Source organism: Sphingobium sp. S6 (assembly GCF_905120495.1).
Classification (GTDB): domain Bacteria; phylum Pseudomonadota; class Alphaproteobacteria; order Sphingomonadales; family Sphingomonadaceae; genus Sphingobium; species Sphingobium agri.
In genome coordinates, this window is record NZ_CAJHOG010000003.1 from 229145 (window position 1) to 251879 (window position 22735).

Annotated in this window: 16 protein-coding genes and 1 riboswitch; of the genes, 8 read left to right on the forward strand and 8 right to left on the reverse strand. The window is 60.8% G+C overall.

Translation table 11 applies throughout. The annotated features are described in order from the left end of the window. Positions 1-11: 11 nt before the first annotated feature. A complete protein-coding gene (locus SPHS8_RS11875; protein ID WP_201515694.1) occupies positions 12-149 on the reverse strand; it encodes a hypothetical protein in 138 nt (45 codons plus the stop codon). Between SPHS8_RS11875 and SPHS8_RS20670 the strand changes: the two genes are divergently transcribed. From SPHS8_RS20670 to SPHS8_RS11900, 6 genes are all read left to right on the forward strand, one after another. Further along, positions 108-266 (forward strand): hypothetical protein, encoded by a 159-nt coding sequence (locus tag SPHS8_RS20670; RefSeq protein WP_443020033.1) that lies wholly within the window; start codon positions 108-110, stop codon positions 264-266. The genes SPHS8_RS11875 and SPHS8_RS20670 overlap by 42 nt on opposite strands. A gap of 26 nt (positions 267-292) precedes the next feature. Continuing rightward, the gene (locus SPHS8_RS11885) at positions 293-1264 is read left to right on the forward strand and encodes a hypothetical protein (RefSeq protein ID WP_201515695.1); all 972 of its coding nucleotides are present in this window, start codon (positions 293-295) and stop codon (positions 1262-1264) included. A gap of 50 nt (positions 1265-1314) precedes the next feature. Further along, a complete protein-coding gene (locus tag SPHS8_RS11890) occupies positions 1315-2511 on the forward strand; it encodes an MBL fold metallo-hydrolase (RefSeq protein ID WP_236575142.1) in 1197 nt (398 codons plus the stop codon). A gap of 481 nt (positions 2512-2992) precedes the next feature. Continuing rightward, positions 2993-3703: a PP2C family protein-serine/threonine phosphatase gene (locus tag SPHS8_RS11895; RefSeq protein WP_201515696.1), complete on the forward strand. Its 711-nt coding sequence runs from the start codon at positions 2993-2995 to the stop codon at positions 3701-3703. Between the two features lie 87 nt (positions 3704-3790). Beyond that, positions 3791-4063, forward strand: coding sequence for a hypothetical protein (locus tag SPHS8_RS20455; RefSeq protein WP_236575111.1), 273 nt, complete (start codon positions 3791-3793; stop codon positions 4061-4063). A 217-nt stretch (positions 4064-4280) separates the two neighbouring features. Beyond that, positions 4281-5363 (forward strand): IS110 family transposase, encoded by a 1083-nt coding sequence (locus SPHS8_RS11900; RefSeq protein WP_201515922.1) that lies wholly within the window; start codon positions 4281-4283, stop codon positions 5361-5363. 403 nt (positions 5364-5766) lie between these two features. Here SPHS8_RS11900 and SPHS8_RS11905 read toward each other — a convergent pair whose 3' ends face one another. Then, a complete protein-coding gene (locus SPHS8_RS11905; RefSeq protein WP_201515697.1) occupies positions 5767-10557 on the reverse strand; it encodes an autotransporter domain-containing protein in 4791 nt (1596 codons plus the stop codon). Positions 10558-10849: 292 nt separating this feature from the next. Here SPHS8_RS11905 and SPHS8_RS11910 point away from each other — a divergent pair, with 292 nt between their 5' ends. Further along, positions 10850-11860, forward strand: coding sequence for a helix-turn-helix transcriptional regulator (locus SPHS8_RS11910; protein ID WP_201515698.1), 1011 nt, complete (start codon positions 10850-10852; stop codon positions 11858-11860). A 460-nt stretch (positions 11861-12320) separates the two neighbouring features. Here the strand turns inward: SPHS8_RS11910 and SPHS8_RS11915 are convergent, their stop codons facing one another. The 6 genes from SPHS8_RS11915 to SPHS8_RS11940 form a co-directional block, all read right to left on the reverse strand. Beyond that, the gene (locus SPHS8_RS11915) at positions 12321-12707 is read right to left on the reverse strand and encodes a DUF190 domain-containing protein (RefSeq protein ID WP_201515699.1); all 387 of its coding nucleotides are present in this window, start codon (positions 12705-12707) and stop codon (positions 12321-12323) included. Next, positions 12700-14088, reverse strand: a complete 1389-nt coding sequence (locus SPHS8_RS11920; protein ID WP_201515700.1) for a voltage-gated chloride channel family protein — start codon at positions 14086-14088, stop codon at positions 12700-12702. Before SPHS8_RS11920 ends, SPHS8_RS11915 begins: the two co-directional genes overlap by 8 nt. Before the next feature lie 23 nt (positions 14089-14111). Continuing rightward, positions 14112-14182: riboswitch (Fluoride riboswitch) on the reverse strand. 163 nt (positions 14183-14345) lie between these two features. Continuing rightward, the gene (locus SPHS8_RS11925) at positions 14346-15530 is read right to left on the reverse strand and encodes a Fic family protein (RefSeq protein WP_028055928.1); all 1185 of its coding nucleotides are present in this window, start codon (positions 15528-15530) and stop codon (positions 14346-14348) included. A gap of 306 nt (positions 15531-15836) precedes the next feature. Beyond that, entirely contained in the window at positions 15837-16154 is a 318-nt protein-coding gene (locus SPHS8_RS11930; RefSeq protein ID WP_201515701.1) for an MbcA/ParS/Xre antitoxin family protein, read from the reverse strand. A 58-nt stretch (positions 16155-16212) separates the two neighbouring features. Further along, positions 16213-16602 (reverse strand): hypothetical protein, encoded by a 390-nt coding sequence (locus tag SPHS8_RS11935; protein WP_236575112.1) that lies wholly within the window; start codon positions 16600-16602, stop codon positions 16213-16215. An 89-nt stretch (positions 16603-16691) separates the two neighbouring features. Beyond that, positions 16692-21551, reverse strand: a complete 4860-nt coding sequence (locus SPHS8_RS11940) for an autotransporter domain-containing protein (RefSeq protein WP_201515703.1) — start codon at positions 21549-21551, stop codon at positions 16692-16694. A 413-nt stretch (positions 21552-21964) separates the two neighbouring features. Between SPHS8_RS11940 and SPHS8_RS11945 the strand changes: the two genes are divergently transcribed. Next, the gene (locus SPHS8_RS11945; protein WP_201515704.1) at positions 21965-22693 is read left to right on the forward strand and encodes a S24 family peptidase; all 729 of its coding nucleotides are present in this window, start codon (positions 21965-21967) and stop codon (positions 22691-22693) included. Positions 22694-22735: the final 42 nt, after the last annotated feature.

Sequence of the window (22735 nt, forward strand, 5' to 3'; positions counted from 1 at the left end):
CGCAATTCACTTCACATCTTCCTGGCTTCGATAATAATCGCCTGATGGCCGGTTCCTAGCGGGGCGGAGGCGCGCGCCGAGAGGATGCCGCCGATGGAGCACTCATCATCCGGTTCGATGCAGGAGGCCTCCGCGAGGTCGCGGAGCATCTGTTCACCTGGGCCGGCGATTTGGAAATTCTCGGTCCGGACGCTCTCCGCAAAACGATACAGGAGCGAATTTCGCTGGCCGCTCAGATGGCCTGCACGACCTACGACACAATTTGACGCAGGAACAAGGCATACATGTGAAAATGAAAAACGTCACAAGCCGAATCGAGCCCGACACATCCGTGGATGGCGCTCTGAAAACCTTTGATCGCTCGCTCCCGGCCAAGTTCCGAGAGCAGCTCGTTGCCGCTGCCGAGTCCGGTTGGTGGAGAGATGTCCTCGACGACGAGCAGCTGCTCATCGCCCTTCGAGGAAGCTATCTGAACGTCTACTGGAAGGGCCAATCAATCTTCAAGGTCGAGGCTGGCGCTTCCGCTCCCAAGGCAACCACCCACGAAAAGTACCTGCTTGACCCAAAACTTTCGCGTCAGGTGAGATTCGACGGGATGACCTTCGACACGGATCAGCTTAAGAAGAAGGCGTTCCTCAGCGAGTACGGAGAAGGTTCGCTTTCGCGCATGAAGCGCGCCGCAGAGCTCTACTCGGGGGAAGAGAAGACGGGTTGCCACTGGGTGGCTCTAGCCAATCCGACCGTCATCGACGTCGAAGTCGCGTTTCCGGGAGCGGTCGAGAAGGGAGAGTCTGGCGAAGAGGTGACAGCTCCCCGCATCGACCTGCTGGCGCTGGAAGCGTCGGGTGAAGATCAGGCCCGCCTCGTCTTTTGGGAAGCCAAGGCCTTCAAGAACCCGGAACTGGGAAGCGCGCAATCAAAACTCAGTGCGCCCGTCTTGGCCCAAATCGCGGCTTACCGCTCGATCCTGGAGACATTTCGCTTGGATGTTGAGCGCAGCTACACGCAGCTATGTCGTGACATTTGTGCCATCCGTGAGGCTGCCGGCACAAAGCTCCATCCACTCATTCACGACGTTGCCGAGGGCCGGCGCACAATCACGCTCGGTGAAACACCTCAGGTCAATCTACTCGTCTTTGGCTTCGACGGCAGTCAGAAGGACCATCCCCGCTGGAAGACGCACAAGAAGGCATTGACCGAGTCTCTTGCGGCCCAAGGCTCACGACTTCGTGCGGTGGGCGATCCCAAGGGAGCAAAGCTCTGAGCCTGACAATCACTGTACATCGCGGCACCGATCAGATTGGCGGTTCCTGCATTGAGGTCGCTGCGCCTTCGGGCGAGCGGCTGCTCCTTGATGCAGGCCGCCCACTCGACGCTCCGCGCGAGGCCACTGGGTTACTGCCGGCCACGGTCGACACCAGCCGTCCCGCCAATGTGATCTTCAGCCATCCGCACATGGATCACTGGGGCCTGATCGACGAACTGCCCGGCGAGTGGCCCATCTGGTCGGGCGAGAAATCGGCCGAGCTGATGCGGCTGACGACCGAACTGTTCGGTGGCCGCATCGACCGGGACATTCGGACTTGGCACAGCCGTTCGGCGCCTTTCGCGATTGGCGGTTTCACGATCACGCCGTTCCTGACCGATCATTCGGCCTTTGACGCCTACATGCTGCTGATCGAGGGCTGGGGCAGGAAGTTGCTCTACACGGGCGACTTTCGCACGCATGGCCGCAAGGCAGTGCTGGTCGAGCGCATGATGGAACGCCCTCCCCAAGGGATCGATGCGCTCATGATGGAAGGCACTAACCTGCGTTCCGGAAAGCCCGTCATCACAGAGAAGGAACTTGAGGATCAGTTTGTGGAACTGGCCCGGGACACACCGGGTCATGTCTTTGTGCAATGGTCAGCGCAAAACATCGACCGCACCGTCACGCTCTACCGCGCTGCCAAGCGTTCGGGGCGCACGCTGGTGGTCGATCTCTACGGTGCTGACGTGTTGGAGCGAGTGGCCGATGGCACCGGCATTCCCCGACCGGGCAAAGAGTTCGACCTTCTCCAGGTCGTGATCACGCCCTGTGGCAAGCGCATGTACGAGCGTCAGGGCCGCGAGGATTTCGTCACGCGCATGGCGACCGGCGGGGCAGGCACATCTCGCCGCAAACTATCCGACGGCCGGGCGATCATCATGCTTCGCGACTCCATGGTGGCCGACTTTGCCAAGGACGGCCTCGGCTTCTCGGCGGACGACGCCTACGCATTCTCCAATTGGAGCGGTTACCTTGACACTGCAGATCCGCGCAGCGGCTGGGCGCAGGCCGAACGCGCCGGTGCCCGAACCGTCCGGCTGCACACCAGCGGACATGCATCCCCCGAGGCTTTGGCAGCTTTTGCTGCCGCGATGGCGCCTAAAACGGTGCTTCCCGTCCACGGCACCGCCTGGGACGACCCGGGCATTCCGCTGCCACCCGTCACCCGCCTCGCCGACGGGGAAGCATGGACGATCCCCTGAACGGCTTAACGCTGATACTTTCCTAACCGGCCAAACATGGGGGCTGGGAGGTGTTTGGTCAGCACGGGCCGGCGCTCGGCCTGACGTGGTCGTCGTTTTACATCTCGCGCAACCGATCCTGAATGAGGCTTGCTCTGGACAATCCGTTTTCTGTTGCAGCCTTCAAGACGACCCTTGAGGGGCGCGCTGCGTGGCGCGTAGTTGAGGCACATGCCGATGAGATCATCTGCGCCGCGGAAGCGGGTGATCCACCTTTGTCAGTCGTGGCCCCGTTCCTCGAGGGCGTCATTGTCGAGCGGCTCCATTGGAAACTATGTGACAAAATGATCCATGACTTTCTTGGCTCAGACTTTGTGCAGATCGGTCGCATCTTAGTGTCTAGGGGGATGCCGCATTATCGCGCGTGCTACGCGCGAATTACGATACACGGTTAGGTTGTGTGGATCGCGCATCTCGAACTTCTTGAACAGATCGGAAAGCATTGCTGGAAGCGAAACCGCAGTATCTCTGCATGTTGGCGTCGCATCAGGGCTTGGTCCGCCAGACCAACGAAGATGCCTGCGCAGCAACAACGAGCGGCGATGAACGCCAACCGGCATTCTGGGAGGGTTTTGTACCTTCGGAAGGGGGGTGGGTGTTGCTCGCCGATGGCATGGGGGGACACACCGCCGGAGAGGTGGCAAGCCAGCTTGCCATTGCCTGTCTCAGCGAGCTGACAGACCTTCTGACTACCGAAGCCGGAATCCGCAGCGCTGTGGCGGCGACCCATGAGGCGATCATTAATGCCATGTTGGAGGACGACTCGCTGGCCGGTATGGGTACCACGGTCGCAGGTGTGCTGCTGATGGGTGCGGAAGCGATTGCGTTCAACGTCGGCGACACTCGAATCTACCTGCTGTCCGACACGCTCCAGCAAGTCAGCGAAGACCATGTCGCGGGTCGTCATGTACTCACGCGGTGCCTCGGCGGATTCAACAGCACACCGTCGACGCCATGGATCGGTCGAATCCCAATGCGTCCGGGCGACCAACTTCTGCTCTGTTCCGACGGCCTCACAGACATGGTTTCAGAAGCAGAAATCGAATGCGGCCTGCGATCAACGAAGAAGCCGGTTGAGCATTTGGTCGAGGCAGCCTTGCGGGAGGGCGGGGGCGACAATGTAACGGTCGGAGTGATTCACAGAATTGCATAGTCGCTGCTGCACGTTCCGGGCTCTCCGCGCAAGCGGACATTCAAGCGCCGACTTCAGAATGGCGAGACTTGGTCGGCTACTGCCAGCGTGAGAACGGCAACTATCGTTGCGCTCGCTCTCCAGACCGGACTTTCCGCTACCGGCCAGATCGAGCCGATCAGCAGCCGTTCCGCCTCGCGCCACTTTTTGCTGTTCCGTGTGAACTCGCGCCACGCTGGAAGCGGTCAGTCCGCTCACTATGCCGGCTGGTCCTCTTTCTGGCCTTCGGTGAGCGGCACACCGCTCTTGCCCCAGGGCAGTTTTCCCCGCCTCAGAAGGCGCGAGGCGGGGCTGTCGGGTTCCTCCAAGGGAGAGGAATAGGGAATATGCGCCCGTATGGGTGAGTCGCCTACCCACCGATCGTAATGGGCCTTGTGTAAAATCGAACGGTCTCTGCCAGCGTCCAGACTGTTGGGATGCGGAACGATCAGTTCAGGGGCTCTCGTAATCGGGTGGGCGAGTCGCGGAGGCGACGCAGGCGGTGAGAGTCGGTAGATTTTCCGTGCGGGACGGCGCGGGAGATCAGGAGGACCGGATCATGGAACAGCATGTCGGGTTGGATGTGTCGCTGGACGCGACGAGCGTTTGCATCGTGGACGAAAAGGGCAAGAAACTGCTTGAAATAAGCGTGGTGAGTGACCCGGAGTCCATCTGCATAGCCCTACGGCCTCATGTCGGGGAGATCGCCCGGATTGGGATCGAGGCGTCGGCGATGGGCATGTGGCTGGCGCGCGAACTTAAGGCCGAAGGGCTGCCAGTGATTGTCGTGGAAACCCGGCATATGCGCTCGTCGCTGAGCGCCATGCGGAACAAGACGGATCGGAATGACGCGCACGGCATCGCCCAGATGATGCGCATGGGCTGGTTCCGGGCGGTGCATATCAAGACGGAGGAAACCCAGCGCCTCAAGACATTCCTCGCCAACCGGCGTCTGCTCAAACGCAAGCTGATCGACCTGCAGAATCATATCCGCGGTGCCTTGCGGACCTATGGTCTGAAGGTGGGCACGGTTGGTGCGGGCCAGTTCGACACGCGGGTCCGGGAGCTGATCACCGATTCCGATTATATGCTCCACACCATGATCGAAAGCATGCTGGAAGTCCGGACGGTTTTGTTCGAAAGCTTCCAGAAATTGCATCGTATTCTGCTGCTGATCGTCCGGAATGATCCCGTCTGCGTTCGTTTCATGACGGTGCCGGGCGTAGGCCCGGTCACGGCGCTTTCCTTCAAGGTGACGATCGACGATCCGTACCGCTTCACGCGCTCGCGCACCGTAGGCGCGCATCTCGGGCTGACACCCAGACGCTACCAGTCCGGGACTTCGGTTGACTGGGGTGGGCGCATCTCGCGGATGGGCGATGTCGATATGCGGGGTGCGCTTTGCGAAGCCGCTGCCTGCCTGATCCTACGCGTGAAACGCTATTCGACGCTCAAAGCCTGGGCGATGCGGATCGTCAAGCGCAGCAGCAAAATGTGCGCGATCGTTGCCCTCGCGCGGAAGCTGGCCGTCATCCTTCATCGCCTCTGGATCGACGGCACCGAATATGACTGGAACAAGGGTGCGAAGATCACCGAGAAGCGCAAATGCGATCCGGAAACAGGGCTGATCCTGAACTATTGAAGTTAGCAGAGGCGAGGAGTTAACCAGTCCCGAGCGCGCGGGAGCGTCCCCGACAGGGCCGCAGAACAGAGTATGTCCGTCATCTTGCTTGCTTCCGCCCACAAGGAGCGAGAGCGCTGTAATTGCTTGGACTGCTCCGTTCAGCACTGACCGAGAGAATGTGACGGCCCTGGTGCCGAGCACGTAGTAACGCATGGACCTTGTCGAGACGAAGAGTGCGAACGTCAGGACATAGAAACGGACTGCTCTGTACAGTCCGCATGGAGATCGTGTATGTAGAAAATGAAAGTGGACAAGCAGCCATTTTTACTGCCCGATTAGTAAAGCAAGATAAAAAGGCGCCGGCCTCACGACCGGCGCCTCCTTTCGATTTTGATCAAGCGATGAATACCGCTCAGACGCGTCAGAAGTCGAAGCGGACCCCGATATTGACGTTATGGCTACGACCGCCGCCAAACTCGCCCTGATAGGCGCCATAGAGGCTGAAGCCCGGAGCTGCATCGTAGCTCGCGCCAGCGCCAGCTGTCGCCATCGTTTCCTTGCGGCCCGCGCTCAGCACCGCGAAGCGCTCTGCGTTGCCCACGAACCCTGCGCTGGCGGAGGAGAGCTCGCCTTCCAGCTGTTGACGCACGCCAGCCTGCGCCCAGGGATGGAAGCGGTCGCCTTCGCCGACGCCGCCCTTCAGCTTGAGGCCGCCGTCGAGGAAGGTGGCATGGGTCCTGGCCCGGTCGACAGCCAGCGCAAAGGCGGCGCTGCCCGACTCGGTGGCTGCGCCCCGCCGGGTGGAGATGTGGGTGATGCCCACTTCGGGCCGAACCGCCCAGCTGCCCATCGGGATGCTGTAGCCGACCGATCCGTCCAGCACGAGGCTGCGCAAGCGATAGTCGTTCGACAGGACGGTCGCGCCCGGAACGGTACGGCGCGTGCTGCCTTCGCTCCAGTCATAAGCCATCGTCACCGCTGCGTCGAAGCCGCCGCTGGCGAAGTGACCGGACAGGCCGGCGACTACGCCGTCGGCTTCGGTGCGCGCGCCCAGGCCGGCGATAGTCTGGCGGCTGTCGACATAGCCGATGAACCCGCCGACCGATGCCGCCTCAGAGCCAAAGCCGATGCCGCCGACCAGGCCATAGCTGTGGCTCTTGGCGGTGGAGGTGCCCCGGTTCGCATTGCCCTTCAGCGTGCGCCAGTCACCCAGCCCTTGGGCGAAGGTGAACAGCCCCGCCGTGTCGCGCCGTGTCGCAGCGAGGCCGGAACGGCCCGCCTGGGCAAGCGCCAAACCCTGTTCGACGCCCAGTTGCGATGCGCTGGCATAAGCTTCTGCGGTTAATTGGCCGAAGGTTGCTGCATTCGCCGTGCTGCCATTGAGCAGGGAGGGCACGGCATTGATCAGCGCCGTGCTGGCGGTGCCAGCAACCAGCAGGTTGTTGACATAGTTGATCGCGGCGTTGGCCTGAACATTAACGCCGGTCGGCGCCACGAAAGTGCCGAGCAGCTGCAGCGTCGTCGCATTGTAACGCAGCACACCCACAATACCGGGATCGCGATTGACGATGTCGAAGTCGCCCGTGATCGTGCCGCCACCATTGACGATGATCAGGTCGCGCGATGCGCCCGGGGTGAGCGAGCCTGTGAGGTTCAGCGTCGTATTGTCGCCGATCGTCACCGATCCGCCGTTGACGATGATCTGGTCGCTCTGGCCCACCGGCACGAATTCGAAGATCGTGGTGGTGCCGTTGCCGATCGCCAGATTGCCGTTGATCGTCATGATCGCGGGCGAGGCGCCGGGCGACAGCGTGCCGCCGCTGCCGATGGTGACGTTGCCGCTGACCGTTCCAGCCGTGCCGAAGGTGCCGCCGCTCGCCACATCGACCGATCCGCTCAGAATCGAGCCGGCCTGGCCGATCAGGCGACCGCCGGTGACATTGACCTGATTGACGTCGAGATCGCCGGTGAAGCTGTTCACGCCAGCGGCGTTGTTCACTTCCTCAAAACCGGTGAAGCTGGACCCGTCGATCGTGGTCTGCGCTTCATAGGTGCTGCCGGTGTTGAAGGCGAGCGTGTCAGAGCCGCCGCCCGCGGCGACCGTGCCGCCGAAGCTCCCGCCCGTGCCGATCGTCAGCGTGTCGGCGCCTGCACCCAGATCGACATTGCCGGAGATCGTGCCGGAGTTGCTCAGGCTGTCCGCGCCGCTTCCGGCCAGAATCTCGCCATTGATCGTGCCGCCTTCATTGCTGATGCTGTTATTGCCGGAGCCGGTGATGATGTTCCCGGTGATCGTGCCGCCGGTCGCGTTGCTAAGAACATTGTCCCCCGCGCCCAGATCGACATTGCCGAGGACCTCGCCGCTGTTGGCGATCGTGACGCTTTCGCTGCCGCCATCAATGGCCGTTTCGCCGGGAGCCACGACAATGCTCGACCCCTCGGTCAGATTGAGCGCGCCGCCGCTGGACACCTGGACCGTTTGCTGAACCACAACCTGACCCGTGCCGATGATCTTCTCGACCTCGAAGCTGGTAAACAGCTGGCGCAGGGCCGGATCGATAGTGCCAGTGTAAGTCGTGCCGGTGATGTCGAAGGAGAGAGTGTCCTCACCCGCGCCGCCATCGACCGTCCCGTTCAGCACTGCCGAGGCGAGGAAATGGGTGAAGCTGTCATCTCCGTCCCCCATCCGCACGGTTCCGGTGATAGTGCCTGCGTTGACGACCGCGTCGTTGCCTTCGCGCATATAGATGTCGCCACTGATCTGGCCCGCATTGTCGATGCGGTCGTCGCCGGCATTGAGGTCGATCGAGCCGATTATGACGCCGGTTGCGGTGTTCGTCACATGATCGGTCGAGGGCAGGAAACCGCTGTTATCGTCAAGCTGATCGCCGCTGGTGTGGATCGCTCCTGCCAGATAGCGGTTGGGCTGGCCGATCGCATTGTCGATGATGATGTTGGCGTTAGCCGAATAATCGCTCCCTGCGCCCCCTCGGATAGTGCCGGAGTTCACGATGTTTACGGCTTTGGCGGACACCCCGATTGCGGTTGCCATGCCGCCGTCCACAGCGCCGGAAATCGGCATATAGGCGAATGCACTCACGGGCGGTGTGGGCATGATGATGCTGGCGAGGCCGGACGCCTCGATAAGGCCGCCTTCGCGGTTTTCGATCGTGACTAGCCCGGCGCCGCTGCTTTCCTGGTCGATCCCCACGGCTGCAATCTGGTTGACGAAGAAATCAGTGCTGTTGGGATTTACGATCCCCATCGGGAAGCCAGTGGCCCCGCCGGTCGCCTTGATCGTGCCGATGTTTACAAGATGAATGGTCGAATCCGCCGTCGGGATGCCAGGCTCGTCGCCATCTCCCGCTTCGGCTTCGATGACAAGGCCCGATCCGCCGCGGTCCTGCCCGATGATGCTGCCGCTGTTGGTGAAGGTGAGGCTGTGGCTCTCGTCAGTTTCCGATTCAATGTCGAATGCGGGCACTCCGCCGAATAGGGGAGGATTGCCCTGTTCGATCGCAAGCTCGGTCCGCGTCACGGTGCCGCTGTTGACGAAGGTCGCCACCCGGTTTCCGAGGTTGACCTCGGCGGCGCCGTCGATCGTGCCCGTGTTTGTGAATGCGAAACTTTGGGCGGGAATGTCGATGACGTCGTCGTCGCCTGGCCCGTCATCCTGCAAGAGGCCGGTCTCAATGAAGAGCGCGGTGCCACCTTCTTGCGCCGATGCGGCGATCCTGCCGTGGTTCTCGAAATTCAGATTTTGCGCGGCGACGCCGGCATAAAAGCCATCGCGAATTTCACCATCCACCGTGTTGATGATTGTCGCACTGTCCGCGTTGAACTCGTCATTGGCGTTGGGAAGCACAAGGTCGAGCTCACCCACCTTCAGCGTGAGCCCGCGTTGGAAATATCCACTGGCGTCGAGGCCGGTGATCGAGCCGCTGTTGGTGAACGAGAAAGTGCGGGCCGCCACATTGGCGTCGAGACCGCCAACGATGGTGCCACTGTTGACGATTTCTGCGTCCGCCAGTTCGGTGGTTTCCAGAGCCTGGCGGATTCGCACTGCCGCGTTTACGCCGCCATCAAATTCGCGCTCGATATTGGCGAACGCCGACCGAACGCCGTTGAAGCCCATCTCGATGTCGCTGGTATTGCGGAAGACGAAGTCCTCACCAGCGGAGGTCGTGACGACCGAACCCATTCCGCTGGTAGCCAGGTTAATCTCATCATTATTGATGAAGGTGGCCGCCGCGATCCGGATGTCTCCGTTGATCGTCCCCTCATTGATGAAGCTGGTCAGAGCGTCGCCATAGGTCGGCGTGTAGAGCGGAACGGTGCCGGGCTGCACGTTGGAGCGCTGGAAGGTCGCGAAGCGCTGTTGGTAGTAGCTGATCGCTGCCGGGACGACGTTCACCCCCGGCGGATACAGGCCAGCGGTGTTGAGGAGGTTGATCGTGCCCCCGTTCACGACATTGCCATCGCCCATCAGGCTGATCGACGTGCCTTGACCGGTCAGCGTCAGCGTGGTCGCATCGCCGCGTGCCTCGAAGCCCTCGATCTCGAACGTCGCCGGCAATGCCCCCGTAGCCTGCTCAAGCGACTGCGACTGGCTGTAGCTACGGGTGTAGATATCAATGCCGCCGCCAGCCGAGATGGTTCCTGTGACGCCGTCATCCGCGCCACGCTGGATGAAATTGGCGGTGCTGAAGGCGGTACCGAGCTGCAGATTGCCGTTCAGCGTGCCGCCGTCCGAGATATAATAATAGAGCGCCCCCGCCAAAGGCGGTTGACCGGGGGCGGCTGTGGGTTCGACATAAGCAACATCACCGTTGATCGTGCCGGCATTGGTCACATTAAAGCTGAGCAGGGGAATGCCGGTCCTTGCGGGCGCAACAATCGCGTTCGTACCGCCGCCAATCACCCCGCCTGTCGCATTGTTTACGGACAACACGACCGCTTGGCCCGCACCGATAGCTGGATCGCCCGCAATGGTGCCGCTGTTGTTGACAACAATGGCGGTGCCCAGCGTTCCGGTGATCGGTCCTACCGACCCCGTGTTGCTGATGATGCAGAGCGGACCCGCGCTCCCGTCAGGACAGGTCGTGGCCGGTGCCTGTTGCGCAAAAGCACTGCCGGTGCCGAGCGCCAGCACGCTCACGCCAATGCCAAGCCCAAGACGAATAGGTGCACGCGTAGACTTCCGACCCATCATGAAAACCCCCTCCAGACAAATATGCGGGCGTGGTTAGTCTGGCTCAGGCGCCGTTCGCATCCCTCGATTAGGGTATGTACGATCAATCAGTTGATATGTTGTATTTTTGCACGGGCCTGGTTAGCTAGGTTGGCGGACGCGGCGGAAAAGCCGTAGCCGCTAAGAAAAAGACGTTCTGATCCGGGTCGCATAGCCAGGATCAATATGAGTGGATGACAGAATTCTGGCGCTTGGCGAGCATTTCGCCCTAGCCGCCATCGACGGAGATGAATGGCTCCCCGCCTTGCGGGCGATGGCCGAAATGACTGGTAGTACCTACGGCCAGCTTGTCGGCTTTGTGCCCGGTGATGTCCCTTTCAACTGGATCAATGATCTCGATCAGGATGCAATTGCGCGCTTCGTGGAACATGAGCGCGGCGATCCCAGCATTAACGTTCGCGTGCGGGCATCACTGACAGATCCAGCCTTCGTCATCCGCAGCGAAGCGGATTATCGGGCCGTCGGACGGAGCCCGGGCTTCGATCTCTACCGAGAGATGTGCGACGCCTACGACATTTTTGACGGTTGTCAGACCAAGTTGTTAGAGGGTCGCGACCATTTTATCGGCTTGGCGCTCAACCGTAGCCGCAAGGACGGCAAGACAGATGCCGATACCCGGACGCTATTTGCGGCGATCGCGCCGCAAGTGCGGCACGCGGTGAAGATGCAGATCGCGCTGGAAAGTCGTGGCGCCGCTCTCTTGAACGGTGCGATGGAATATGTGGGACTGCCCATCTTCATCTGCGACCAGACCGGCGTTGTGAATGGCAAGACAAGTGAGGCGGAGGCGCTGCTGTCCAGCGGTTGTTTCCGCCTCATCGATGGACGGATCGGTGTCTCCGATCCTCGCGATAATGCGGCCCTGCTGCAGACTATCGGCCGGCTTCATAGACGGCAGCAGAGGTTCGAGACCTTGATGCTGCGGGGCGATGGTCAGAAGATGCCGTTGATCGTCGATATCTGCAGGCTTCCCGTTCAGCCTTGGCGCCTGAGCTTTTCTTCGCAGCTGTTGGTTATCGTACGGTCCGGCCGTCGCTGGCACGATGCTGCCCCTACCATTTTGCGCACGGCATTCAAACTTTCCGCCGCCGAAACGGACATAGCCCTAGCACTGGCCCGCGGTGAAAGCCGCGAAGAAATCGCTGCTGTGCGCAGGACCAGCGTTCAAACCGTTAAGGCACAGCTCAAATCCATCTTTGCCAAGTTGGGCGTTGTTCGTGAGGTGGAACTGGTCGCAATGCTTGGGGGCAGCTTCCGGATGTGATGGATGGCCTACCAGCCACGGGATTTTTCAGATTTACATCGATTCGGTGATCGGCAGGTTCTGCTCGGATAAAGCCGACCTTACCCCATCCGTGGTATGACGCGGCACGACAGAGCTGTTAGTGTTGCATTTGCGACCCGAAGACTCGCGGCTTGTTTGGCCGATGAGACTTTCCCTAGCCCGACTGCCCTAGCGACGGTCGGGCTATTTTTGCGGTTCGGGATGTCAGTCGCAAGGCTGTCTGCCGTCGCGAAGCTCAAAGTTGATCAGCGACCAGCGGCAACGCGCCACTTTTTAGCCATCCCCGCCGCTGCTATGCGATCCCAATTCCTGCCGTACGTTTACGTAAGTGGGATTGATCGGAAGAAGCCTATATTGTGCTGCCAGCACGGCAGCATCGCGTCATGTAGCGGCACCGCCTGCAACGACGACAAAGTGAAGCCTCTTCATTTTCGTTCTCCTACTGCGGCCTTGCTGGAGCTACGAACGACCAACGTTCGAGATGCTTATAGATGACGACCTTTGCCTCCAGCAGGACGGCATGCCGCTGGCAGAAGAATTCGAGATCGGCCCGGTGGCCGATCAGTTCAACGCACATCGTCAGATAGGGATTGCTCGTTTCCGCACCCTGATCAAGCACCGGACCATGATTGCTGAAGCCGTAGTGGGTATGATGGGCTACAGCGTTCATCAGACCGGCAAACTTAGCCTGGAGGACAAGCTCGCGATAGAGCGGGCGCGCTGACCACAGTTTCCATGCCTTGCGCGGCTCTGCCGTATCACGCGGCGCCATGTAGATACGCAGCATGCCGATCTCGCTGGACGTGAGAATAGCTGTGTCAGTCATTTGTGTGGAGATCCTGCTTGGTGATCTGAGTGCGCGCGGTGCGAACGCCGCGCAGCGTGATGCTTGGGCTGATGGAAATGCTCGGGTGCTTGGGGACGGCGATCTGCTGAGACAGATAGATGCCGCTGTGGCCTGAGCACAGGTAGGCGACGAAACAGGCGACGGCGATGTAAACGGCATGGGTCGCACCGAACAATTCAATGCCCATGATGGTGCAGGCCAATGGCGTGTTCGCTGCCCCGGCAAAGACGGCGACGAACCCAAGCCCTGCGAAGAGATCGACAGGTGCGCCGAAAAGGGTGCCGAGGGCGTGGCCCAGCGCCGCGCCGATGAAGAACAACGGTGTAACCTCGCCGCCCTTGAAGCCGGAGCCCAGCGTCACGACCGTGAACAGCAGCTTGAGCGCCCAACTCCAGTAATCCGTGCCGGGCGAGAAGAACCCAGCGATAGTGGGTGTGGAGGCCTCGGGTGCCCAGACCCCGAGGCCAAGATAGTCGCGCGTACCGAGCAGATAAACCAGAGCGATCACCGCAAGGCCGCCCAGGAAGGGACGTAGAGGGCCGAACCGGACGTGGCGCTTCACGAAGTCACCGAAGCAGTGCGACAGTTCGGAGAACAGCAGGCCGACCAGTCCAAACACCACGCCAGCAATGGCCGCCTCGAGCAGGGGCACCGGGTCGACGGCGATCGGTCCAACCGCGCCCTTGAGATAGTCGATGTGGTACACCCCGTGTTCGATACCCCACTGGTGACAGGTCCAGTCGCCGACAACAGCAGCTATCAGTGCCGGCACCAGTGCACGATATTCCACTCGGCCGACTGCCAGCACTTCAAGCGCAAAAACGGCGCCGGCGAGCGGTGTCCCGAACACGGCCCCGAAACCTGCGGCAATACCGGCCATCAGGATGATGCGGGTACTCTCGGCATCAAGCCGAAACATAGTGGCGAAGGCGCTCGCAAGGCTACCGCCCAGTTGCACAGCCGTCCCTTCGCGCCCGGCCGAGCCGCCGCACAGATGCGTGACAACGGTCCCAAGGAAGATCAGCGGCGCCATGCGCAAAGGCACGCCGCCACCCGGTTCATGAACCTGCTCGACGATCAGATTGTTACCGCCTTCGACGCTGCGACCGAACAGATGATAGAGCAGGCCAACCACGAACCCGCCGACCGGCAGGAGGAACAGCAGCCATGGATGCGCAAAGCGTGCCCGTGTCGCGACATCGAGGCTCCACAGGAAGGCAGCGCAAAGACTGCCGACCGCCGCAGCCATCGGAACAAGGAGGGCCAGCCAGCGCAAGACCGACAAGGCATGGTCATGCCGGTCCCTGACAAAGGCCAGGACGTTCAGGTTCGATAGCAATATTGCGAATTTAGCGCGCACGATTCCTCCTTGTTGCGATAACGCATCAGGTAGGAATCATCAGCCCGAAGGCGGTTTGGCCGAAGCCCGGCGGAAATCCATCGCCTTGCCAGCGCATATCTTATGACGAAGGCATTTGGTCAAGCCGCAATGCATGCGGAAGTCGAATTGTACGGCAGCTTCACGCTGCTTCTGCGCTGAAAGCTGTCAGTCCCCTAACGGCCAAAGCCGGTCGCCCAGAGGTGTTTGGCTACCGCAGAAAGAAAGCGAACAAGGGATCACGATCGCTCGGAAGGATTGCTGCCGAAAGGCCTGTTGACGATGGCCAGGACTTCTTGGGCTGCAAAGATCCGGTTGCGACTGTAGCCGGTCCGCTCCGACAAGATGCCTGCCTCCATCAGTTGGTTAATTGCGGAAAGGGCCTGCGGTCGCGATACCCCAAGTTTCTGAGCCAGCCGCTTCATAGTGACGACGGGATAGTCGCTAAGGAGGTCCAGTGCCCGCAGTGCAGCGGAGTTCGATCGGAACTTCCTTCGCCCGCGCCACTGTTCCTTCAAGGCATTCAACCCATCCCGCGTTGCGAAGAGTTCTTCCACCGTTCCAGTTATGGCATCGGACAGATAGCCAACGAGCGGTCCCCATTCGAGCCGTTGTTGAGCGATTTTGAGGCCCGAATAATAGCCGTCGCGGTTTGCGGCGATATAGGGTGCGAGATAGAGCGGCACCTGCCCTTCCGCTGCCATCATCATCGGCAGCAAAAGGCGGCCAACACGACCGTTGCCGTCTCGGAAGGGGTGTACCGCTTCGAAATGCGCATGGGCAATCGCCATGCGGGTGATCAGGCTCTGCGTCATCGCCTGCATGCCTTCGCAGCGCATATAGGCGGCCGTATCCTCAAGGCAGGCCCCCACCTGCCCAGGTGGCGCCGGATTATAGGTCGATGTCGAAATATGACCCGTACCGCCGATCCAGACCACGATATTGCGCAGCGCCCCTGCCGAATCAGGATATTCCGGGTCGTGCTGCATCGCCTCGTGGTGGAGTTCCTGGATCATCTGCACTGTAAAGATGTCGATGCCCTCGGCTGCAGCACGAGGCAGGAGGCGATCGAGGGTCAGCGCATAGTCCCGTACCTGACGGGCGGCGTCGCGCGCGTCGTCATCCTCTTCCTCGATTGTCAGGAGTTCGTCGAGCGTGCTGTTCGTGCCTTCAATGGCCGAGCTGTCGACTGCTTCGCGACGGCTCAGCGTACGGCTGATAATATAGGGGTCCGGCAGGCTCGCCGCGAGAGCTTCGGCACGTCCGAGCATAGCGAGCGCTCGTTCATGTGCGGGCTGCGCTGATCCCAGCGGCAGGGCTGATTCTGGAGGCGGAAGCGGCACGACACCATAGTGACTGGCATGAGGTTCAGGATAACGGACAAGCCGCTCGCGAACTGCATGCGCGAGATTGTTTCTGTTCATTAACCCTTACCATAAGACCTTAAAACATAGCCATAGTAAGGTTTAATGGCAAAAACCTCAATAAGAGAAGGCGCGCAATGCGCTTAATAAGGGATTCACCCGGAAACTGCCTCAATGTCGGCACCATTCACCTCCGACATATCCGGACGCATCACGGTCTTAGCCGCCAGGGACGTCTTCATCGTTCATCACAACATCCTTCCATCGCGAAGACTCTTATAATTTCCTTTGCCCTTTTAGACCAATAGCTGATCGTCCAGATATTGCCGAGTGACAAAAAGGTCCGCGACATTGCCCCAATGGCACCTAAACGCCTCCAGAGTGCGCGGCGCGGCCTAACAGATTCATCACGCGATCTGCACCAGCCTTGCTGGAGACCGCACAAACGATTGGCGACTCGCCGCCTAGCATGGGATGGGGGTGGCGCATGAACTCATGCAAGTTGGATGCATCGGCGCAATTGGACGATGCAAATTCAAGAACCCGCAAAATTCGTTCCGCGACGATCTGTCGGCTGCCAACTTCATTTCCAACCGGAGGACCGAAATCAATCTCGTCCGGCAGGTTTTCTGGGCCGATGTTGGCGATCAACTCATCGAGCAAATTCCGTTTTTCGTCAGCCATTGCGTCACTCCTCCATTCGTCCAACGTGCCGCAATGTCGCTGTTCATGCAGAAGCCGATCACTGCCCGGTAATCGCGACTTCCTCCAAAATGGCTTGGGCGAGCAGGGGCGAAGATCTGACAAGCTGCTGCAGTTCGCGTATCGCACCATCTTCTAGCCCATGCGCATATTCACCGTCTGCCCAAGGACGATCGAGGTGGCCGGGAGAAGGTACGAAAAAACATATCGCACCGCTGTCGTTAGGCAAAATCTGCACACCATAATGCGCGAGCCTTTCCATAAGGAGACGAGCAAGCGTCTTGTGCGCTTCTGCGCTTTGTCCAAAGTTGTTCACGTTATGTTTACTCATTGATTCTGCACCAATATCTTCTCCGTTGGATCTGAATAGGCGGCGCGACAAATTTGGACGCAGCAGAATTCTTCCGAGCCCCTGTCCAATGCTCGGCATTCCCATCACACACGCCCGAGAGCAAAGCGGGTAAGCAAACGAAAGGGCGCGCCGAAACCGCCGCGCCCTTCCTTTGCTAGTGCGTTGTGTCAGAAGCCGAAGCTAATGCCACCCCGAACCTGGCCGATCGAGTTGTGGCCGCCGAAGCCATAACCGCCGGAGAGGAACAGGTTGACGCGCTTATTGACCGAGGCATCGACGCCCAGTTCGATCAGGCCGTTACCGTCCGGATCAACACCCTTCAGGCGGAAGGCATCGCCGCCGCCCAGATACTGGACCGTGCGGTCGCTGCCGATGTTGCCCTGGAAGCTGTACTGCACCTTAGCATAGGGACGGTAGGCGATGCCATCGGCGTCACCCAGCAGGGCTCCCGCCTTGACACCCAGCACCGGCGAGAAGACCGTCTTCGACGCATCGTCGACACGCAGGCCGATGCCCGCGCCGCCTTCTTCGGTGAAGCCGTCCATCGACCAGCGGCGCAGCGCCAGCTTGCCGTAAGGCGTCACGACCAGGCTGCCGCCGGCAGCGAAGTCATAGCCCAGCTCGATGCTCGCATCCAGCTGCTTGCCCTTGAAGTCGCCCTTGATGGTGCGAGCCAGCAGGGTCAGGTCCCGTTCGACTTCGAACTTCGAGAAGCCGTAGGCGAACTGGAAGCTGCCGTAGAACGGACCGAAGCCCTGGGTCGCATAGGCACCGATGGTGTAGGTGCGAACCTGCGCTTCTTCCGGCGAACCCTGAGCGGTCACATCATGCTGGCCGTAGCCAAACCCGATGCCGAAGGCGCCATCTTCCTGATAGGCGACGTCGATACCGAAGGCACCACCATAGCTGTTGGTCTTGATCTTCGACGCGCCCGACTTGGTGCCGCCCGTCTTGGCGAAGTTCGCCGAGGGGTTGAACCAGAGCTGGGTGCCCAGCGCCTCACCATAGCTGCGACGAGCGGCCAGGCGGTTGACGGTGGTGTTGAAGACCGCGTTCTGATCGACAGCGGCAAGCGAACCGTAGATCTCAGCCGAGGAAAGCTCGTTGAAGACCTGCGCCGCCTGTGCGCTGTTCAGGCGCCAATCAAGCCCAGCAGCGATATTGGCGATATCCTGCGCATTGGCGATCTCCGTCACCGTCGCAAAGCCGTTGCCGCCAGCGGCGTCGGTCTTCACCCGGGCGATGACATCGGCCAGAGCGCTGTCCAGGCCCACTGCAGCCGAAGCCGCATTGGCATTGGTCGCGCCGGTGGCGTAGCTCTTGCGGGTCGCCTCGATCGATACCGTCTTGGCCGTCGCGTCATGCTTCAGGCCGAAGGTGACGAAGGGCGAAGCGAGCGATGAAGCGGCCGTCGCCGTGACATCTCCGGTGCCGGTGTAGGTGAAGAGCGTATAGCCGTCACCCGTCGAATAGAGGCTGTCCTTCGACACCGTCACCGCGACCTTGCCGGCCAGGTTCAGGTTGCCGTCCACCGAGACCGAAGACGGGGTCGAGAAGACGCCGGCATTGGTCGGAGTGGTGAAGTAAGGGACGTTCACACCACCGGTGATCGGGCCCAACACCTCAGGCGAGGAACCGGCATTGCCGACCGACAGGTTGCCGAAACGAACCAGCGAGGGGTTGACGCCCACCACCGTCGTGCCGCTGGCGCTCTGGTTGTAGTTGCCCTGCTGGTGGATTTCGATGCCCTTGATCGCTTCCGGACCCGGGGTGACGATGCTGTTGCCGACCGTCTGAACGAAGGTCGGTGCACGACGCCCCAAAACAAGGGTGGCATCATTATTGATGTTGCCCTTGATGCCGAACACGGCGTCGTCCGAACCCACGACATCCAGCTGAACTTCACCCGCCTTCACGTTGAAGTTGTTGACGTCGAGCGTCCAGGCAGCCGGGGTCGCGCCTTCTGCCGGGACATATTCGGCGCCGGTGACGACGAAAGTGCCGGTGCCGGTCTTGTTCAGTTCGTTGACGCCCAGCACGCGGACGCCGGTCGGGGAGAACAGACCTTCAGCTTCTTCGGGCAATTCGGCCACGGGGCTGTAGTTCGCAACCGCCGGAGCCGTCGGCTTGAACTCGCTCGCGCCCAGGAAGCCGCTGCCGTTCAGGTTGACGGTGGTGTTGGTCAGGTAAGCGCCGCTGTCATCGCGCTGGGCGTCAATGTCGCCAAGCGTGATCGAGCCGTTGTTGAGGTTGACCGTCGCATTGATGTCAGCCGTCTTGACCGCTGCCTGGCCGTTCACCGTGAGGTTGAACGTCGCCGGGTCAACCAGCGAAGCATCGAGCGGCACCAGCGGAGACAGCTGCGAGGCCAGGGCCGAGGTGACCTCATCCTGCGAGATCGTGGCGCCCGTCACGACGAAGCCGCGCGACACGCCATTCTGGTCGACCGCATAGGTCTGGGTGGCCAGCACCGGATCGACGCTGACGTCGGTGGTGTTGATCGTCGCGTTGACCGTTGCCGAGCCACTGAACTGCGCTTCACCAAGGGTGGTCGCACCGGCGAGAACGCCATTGTTGGTGACCGCACCAGTGAGGCCGGCGACTTCGACATTACCCAAGGCCACACCGCTGTTGGTGAAGCTGGCATTGCCACCGACCGGCGAGGCATCGACCGTAGCGACGATCGTGCGCGAACCGGCATCCGTCGGGTTCGTGTCGGTGATCGTGATGTTCGCTTCGGAGTCCAGAGCCGAAACACTGAACAGGTTTCCGCCCGAGCCCAGCACGCCGTTGTTGACGAGCGAGGCAGAGGTCAAGCCCTCAACTTCCACGTCGCCAATGGCCGTACCATCGTTGGTGACCGAAGCCGCGCCACCCACGGAGCCGAAGCTGGTCGTGGAGATCTGGCTGGCGGGCGTGAAGCCGTTAGCCGCAAAAGTGGTGACGGTCTCTTGCGAGCTGCTTTCGCCAAGGCTGCTGGCGAACAGGTTGCCACCGCTGCTGAGATCGGCATTGCCGACAACGCTGCCTGCACCAATGGCGATCGAGGCGCCGCCGATGCCCGAAGCGTTCACATCGCCTGCGACGCTCGGCACGCCCTTGCCCTGCAGCGCGGCAGCCGTGTCGACAACAACGCTGGCGGTGCCGCCCACATCTTCCGAATTCTCGCGGAAGGTTGCGGTGGTTTGAGTGCCGATGCCGCCATCGAGCGTGAACTCAGAGACGTTTTCGGTGCTTCCGATAGAAGTGCCAGCGAAGGCATTCACCGAACCGCCCACGGTGCCCGTGATGGTGGCGGCCGCATTGCCGAAGCTCGCACCGACCGTGGCATCGCCATCCACCCGTCCGGCATTGGTGAGCGTCGCGTTGCCCGCATTGGCAGCGGCTGTCGAGCTGGAGAGAGTGGAGCTGACAGCCATGCCGTCACCCGCAGCGTCCGTGGTGCTGAAGTTGGAAGAGGCGAATGACTGGTCGCCCGACACGAACGCATTGGCGAAGACAGAACCTTCCACCGTCGAAGCCGAACCGACCGAAGCGGTCGCAGAGGTCACGCCAGTGACGTTGACATCCCCGCCGACAAGGCTGGCCCCCTGAAGCGCGACAGAGGCATCGCCACCTGCCTGGCTCTGCGTGAACTCGAAACCGCTATTCGAGCTGGAGCCCTGGAACACGCCGGCATCATAATTGTCCGTCGTTTCCGAGCTGAACTCGAATCCGCTGGTCAGGCCCTGGCTGGTCGAGGAGACGTTCCCCGACACCTTGCCACCGTTCAGAGCAACGCTGCTGCCAGCATTGCCGAAGGAAGTGACATCACCGTTCTGGCTGGAATCGCCAGGAGTCACCGTGCCGCTGATGTTGACCGTGCTCGTGCCGCCGGTGGCGACCGTCTGCTGCGTGTTGGTGCTGCTGCTGATGACGGAACCGGTGCCTGCGGCATCGCGCGAGTCGGTGACAACCGAGACGTTTTCGCCAGTGGTCGAGAAGCCCTGGGCGGTCGAAGAAAGATCGCCATAGACCGCTCCGCTCACCGTGGCAGTGCTGTCCCCCCCGGTGAACTGGCTGACACTGCCGTCATTGCCCGTGCCGAAGTTCAGTGAGCCGTTGATGCCGGCATAGGTGCCGTCAATATCACCGCCGACCGTCTGCTGAGAGAAGCTCGACTGGGTCGTCGTGGTCGTGCCGGAAACCGTGGTGGTCGGGCCCGTCGAAGTGAACACCGTGTCCTGGCTCACCGCATTGGTCTGACCGAGCACCTGACCGTTGTTGGCGATGGTGATCGCGCCCTGATCCGAACCGGCAAAGACATCGCCACTGATGCGGCCGGTGCTCGCGTTCGCGATGGAGATCGCGCCTTCCGTCGTGACGGCATCAACATCGCCCGCAATATCGCCGTTGTTAACGATACCAACGGTGCCGGTCGAGGCCGAGCCGAACACATCATCGTCGACTGCACCATCATTGGTGATCTGCACCGTGCCCGCGCCGAGACCCTGGCCGTTCAGGCTGTCGACCTGGCCCGCAACGCCGTTGGCGAGCGTGACGCTGCCGAACGCGGAGCCGTTGATGCTGCCGCCAACCAGATTGTTGTTGGTGACGGAAACTGCGCCACCGAAGTTGGAGGCGCTGATGCCGCCCGCCACTTCACCGTTGTTGGTCGCAGTAAAACTGTTGGCCGCGCTGGCCGCGCCGACGCCGCCGAAGCTCAGGCCGGTCACATTGCCATCATTGGTCACGACGACCGCGCCATCGCCCTCGCCTGCAGCAAAGCCGCCCGCAACGAAATCATAACCGATATTCGCGCCGCTGATGTCCGCTCCGCTCGCGATCGTTACCGTCAGATCGGGATTGGCCGGCGTCGTAATGGCCGTGGCAATGTCGGCGTTCACGGCCGCGCCGGTCCCTGCGCCGCTCGGTACGTTCACGGTGGCGGGAGCCGCCAACGCGCCCCCGGCGTTTGCGAGCAATGCCGCCGCCGGTATGGAAGCTGACAACAGCAGCATCCGGTTGAACCTCGAATTCTTATTCATTCAAAACCCCTATTGCCTGCGATTCTGAGGAGGCCCGGTGGTGAACGCCGCGCAGCAGCACTGATCGGACGCAAGCGGCCGAGCACTGATGCTGTTGGGAACGCCCCCAAACCCCACAGTTGCGCAAATATGCGCAACATTCGCAAACACCTATTCACTGAAAGCAAACCGCGCAAATCTTTTTTGCGGCGCAATGGCTCATGAAATGACAGAGGCGGTCGTATTATCGCCTGCCCCGTTGCACATGCGCGTCGTTTTTTAAAAATTTGCGCAAATATGCGCTTGCTTATTTGCGCTATTATTATTTGCGCCGATGCGCCGGAAGCGCATAATGACGCAGGTGCAGCGGGAGGGCGCTCGGAATCAACCGGCCGCCGTCGAATGTCGCGCTAAAAAAATGCGGGCGCAAACACATGTCTTTTGTCGATGAATGGGATCAGGATAGAGCCCGCCACCTGGTTGGCTGCCTGGTCAAGGAAACCGGGTTTTCAGCGAGCCAGATTGCACGCCGTTCTGGCCTGGCGCTCTCTACCCTAACACGGATCTATCCTAATCCTACCGTCGGCTATTCGCTATCAGATAGAAGTGTCGCCAAGCTCAAGGCCACATTCCCAGACGCATTTTCCACCTGTGAAACTGGAGCGTTGCCGCTGCCGTCTCCGGTGTCCGAGATCACCGCTAAGGACGATCCCATCTTCGCTGGACTGCCGAAGAAACTTATTCCCGTCTACGCCGTCAGCCTGCACTTCCCCGAGGAAGGCGACACGGCCTTTGGCAATGAGCTTGAACTCTGGGAAGGGGATCTTTCGCGCCCAGCTGCCTATATGGCAGCACCGTTCGGCTTGAGCGACACCGAGCGCTACTTTGCAATCTATATCCCTGGCGAAGGGATGGAACCACGTTTCCGCGCTGGCGAACGGGTCATTCTCGATCGCATCAAACCCGCGTCGATTAACGCGGATGTGGTGGTTCAGTTACGAGAAGATTTGGGTCGGTCACTCTGGACCATCGGTCGGTTGATTGCACGGGACCGCAGCCTTATTGAACTGATGCAATATCGCGATCGTGCGATGTCATCGATCCCCCACGGCAGAATCAAGCAGATCTTCCCGATTATCGGGATGATTGACGACGACGCATAATCGATTGAAAGCAATTGCGCTGCGTTGAAAGAGCCCAGCACA

What these genes read in the sequence shown, in the direction of transcription:
- SPHS8_RS11875 (WP_201515694.1), bottom strand. Translation starts at nt 149, where the DNA reads ATGCTCCGCGACCTCGCGGAGGCCTCCTGCATCGAACCGGATGATGAG.
- SPHS8_RS11885 (WP_201515695.1), top strand. Translation starts at nt 293, where the DNA reads ATGAAAAACGTCACAAGCCGAATCGAGCCCGACACATCCGTGGATGGC.
- SPHS8_RS11900 (WP_201515922.1), top strand. Translation starts at nt 4,281, where the DNA reads ATGGAACAGCATGTCGGGTTGGATGTGTCGCTGGACGCGACGAGCGTT.
- SPHS8_RS11905 (WP_201515697.1), bottom strand. Translation starts at nt 10,557, where the DNA reads ATGATGGGTCGGAAGTCTACGCGTGCACCTATTCGTCTTGGGCTTGGC.
- SPHS8_RS11910 (WP_201515698.1), top strand. Translation starts at nt 10,850, where the DNA reads ATGGCCGAAATGACTGGTAGTACCTACGGCCAGCTTGTCGGCTTTGTG.
- SPHS8_RS11915 (WP_201515699.1), bottom strand. Translation starts at nt 12,707, where the DNA reads ATGACTGACACAGCTATTCTCACGTCCAGCGAGATCGGCATGCTGCGT.
- SPHS8_RS11925 (WP_028055928.1), bottom strand. Translation starts at nt 15,530, where the DNA reads ATGAACAGAAACAATCTCGCGCATGCAGTTCGCGAGCGGCTTGTCCGT.
- SPHS8_RS11930 (WP_201515701.1), bottom strand. Translation starts at nt 16,154, where the DNA reads ATGGCTGACGAAAAACGGAATTTGCTCGATGAGTTGATCGCCAACATC.
- SPHS8_RS11935 (WP_236575112.1), bottom strand. Translation starts at nt 16,602, where the DNA reads ATGCCGAGCATTGGACAGGGGCTCGGAAGAATTCTGCTGCGTCCAAAT.
- SPHS8_RS11940 (WP_201515703.1), bottom strand. Translation starts at nt 21,551, where the DNA reads ATGAATAAGAATTCGAGGTTCAACCGGATGCTGCTGTTGTCAGCTTCC.
- SPHS8_RS11945 (WP_201515704.1), top strand. Translation starts at nt 21,965, where the DNA reads ATGTCTTTTGTCGATGAATGGGATCAGGATAGAGCCCGCCACCTGGTT.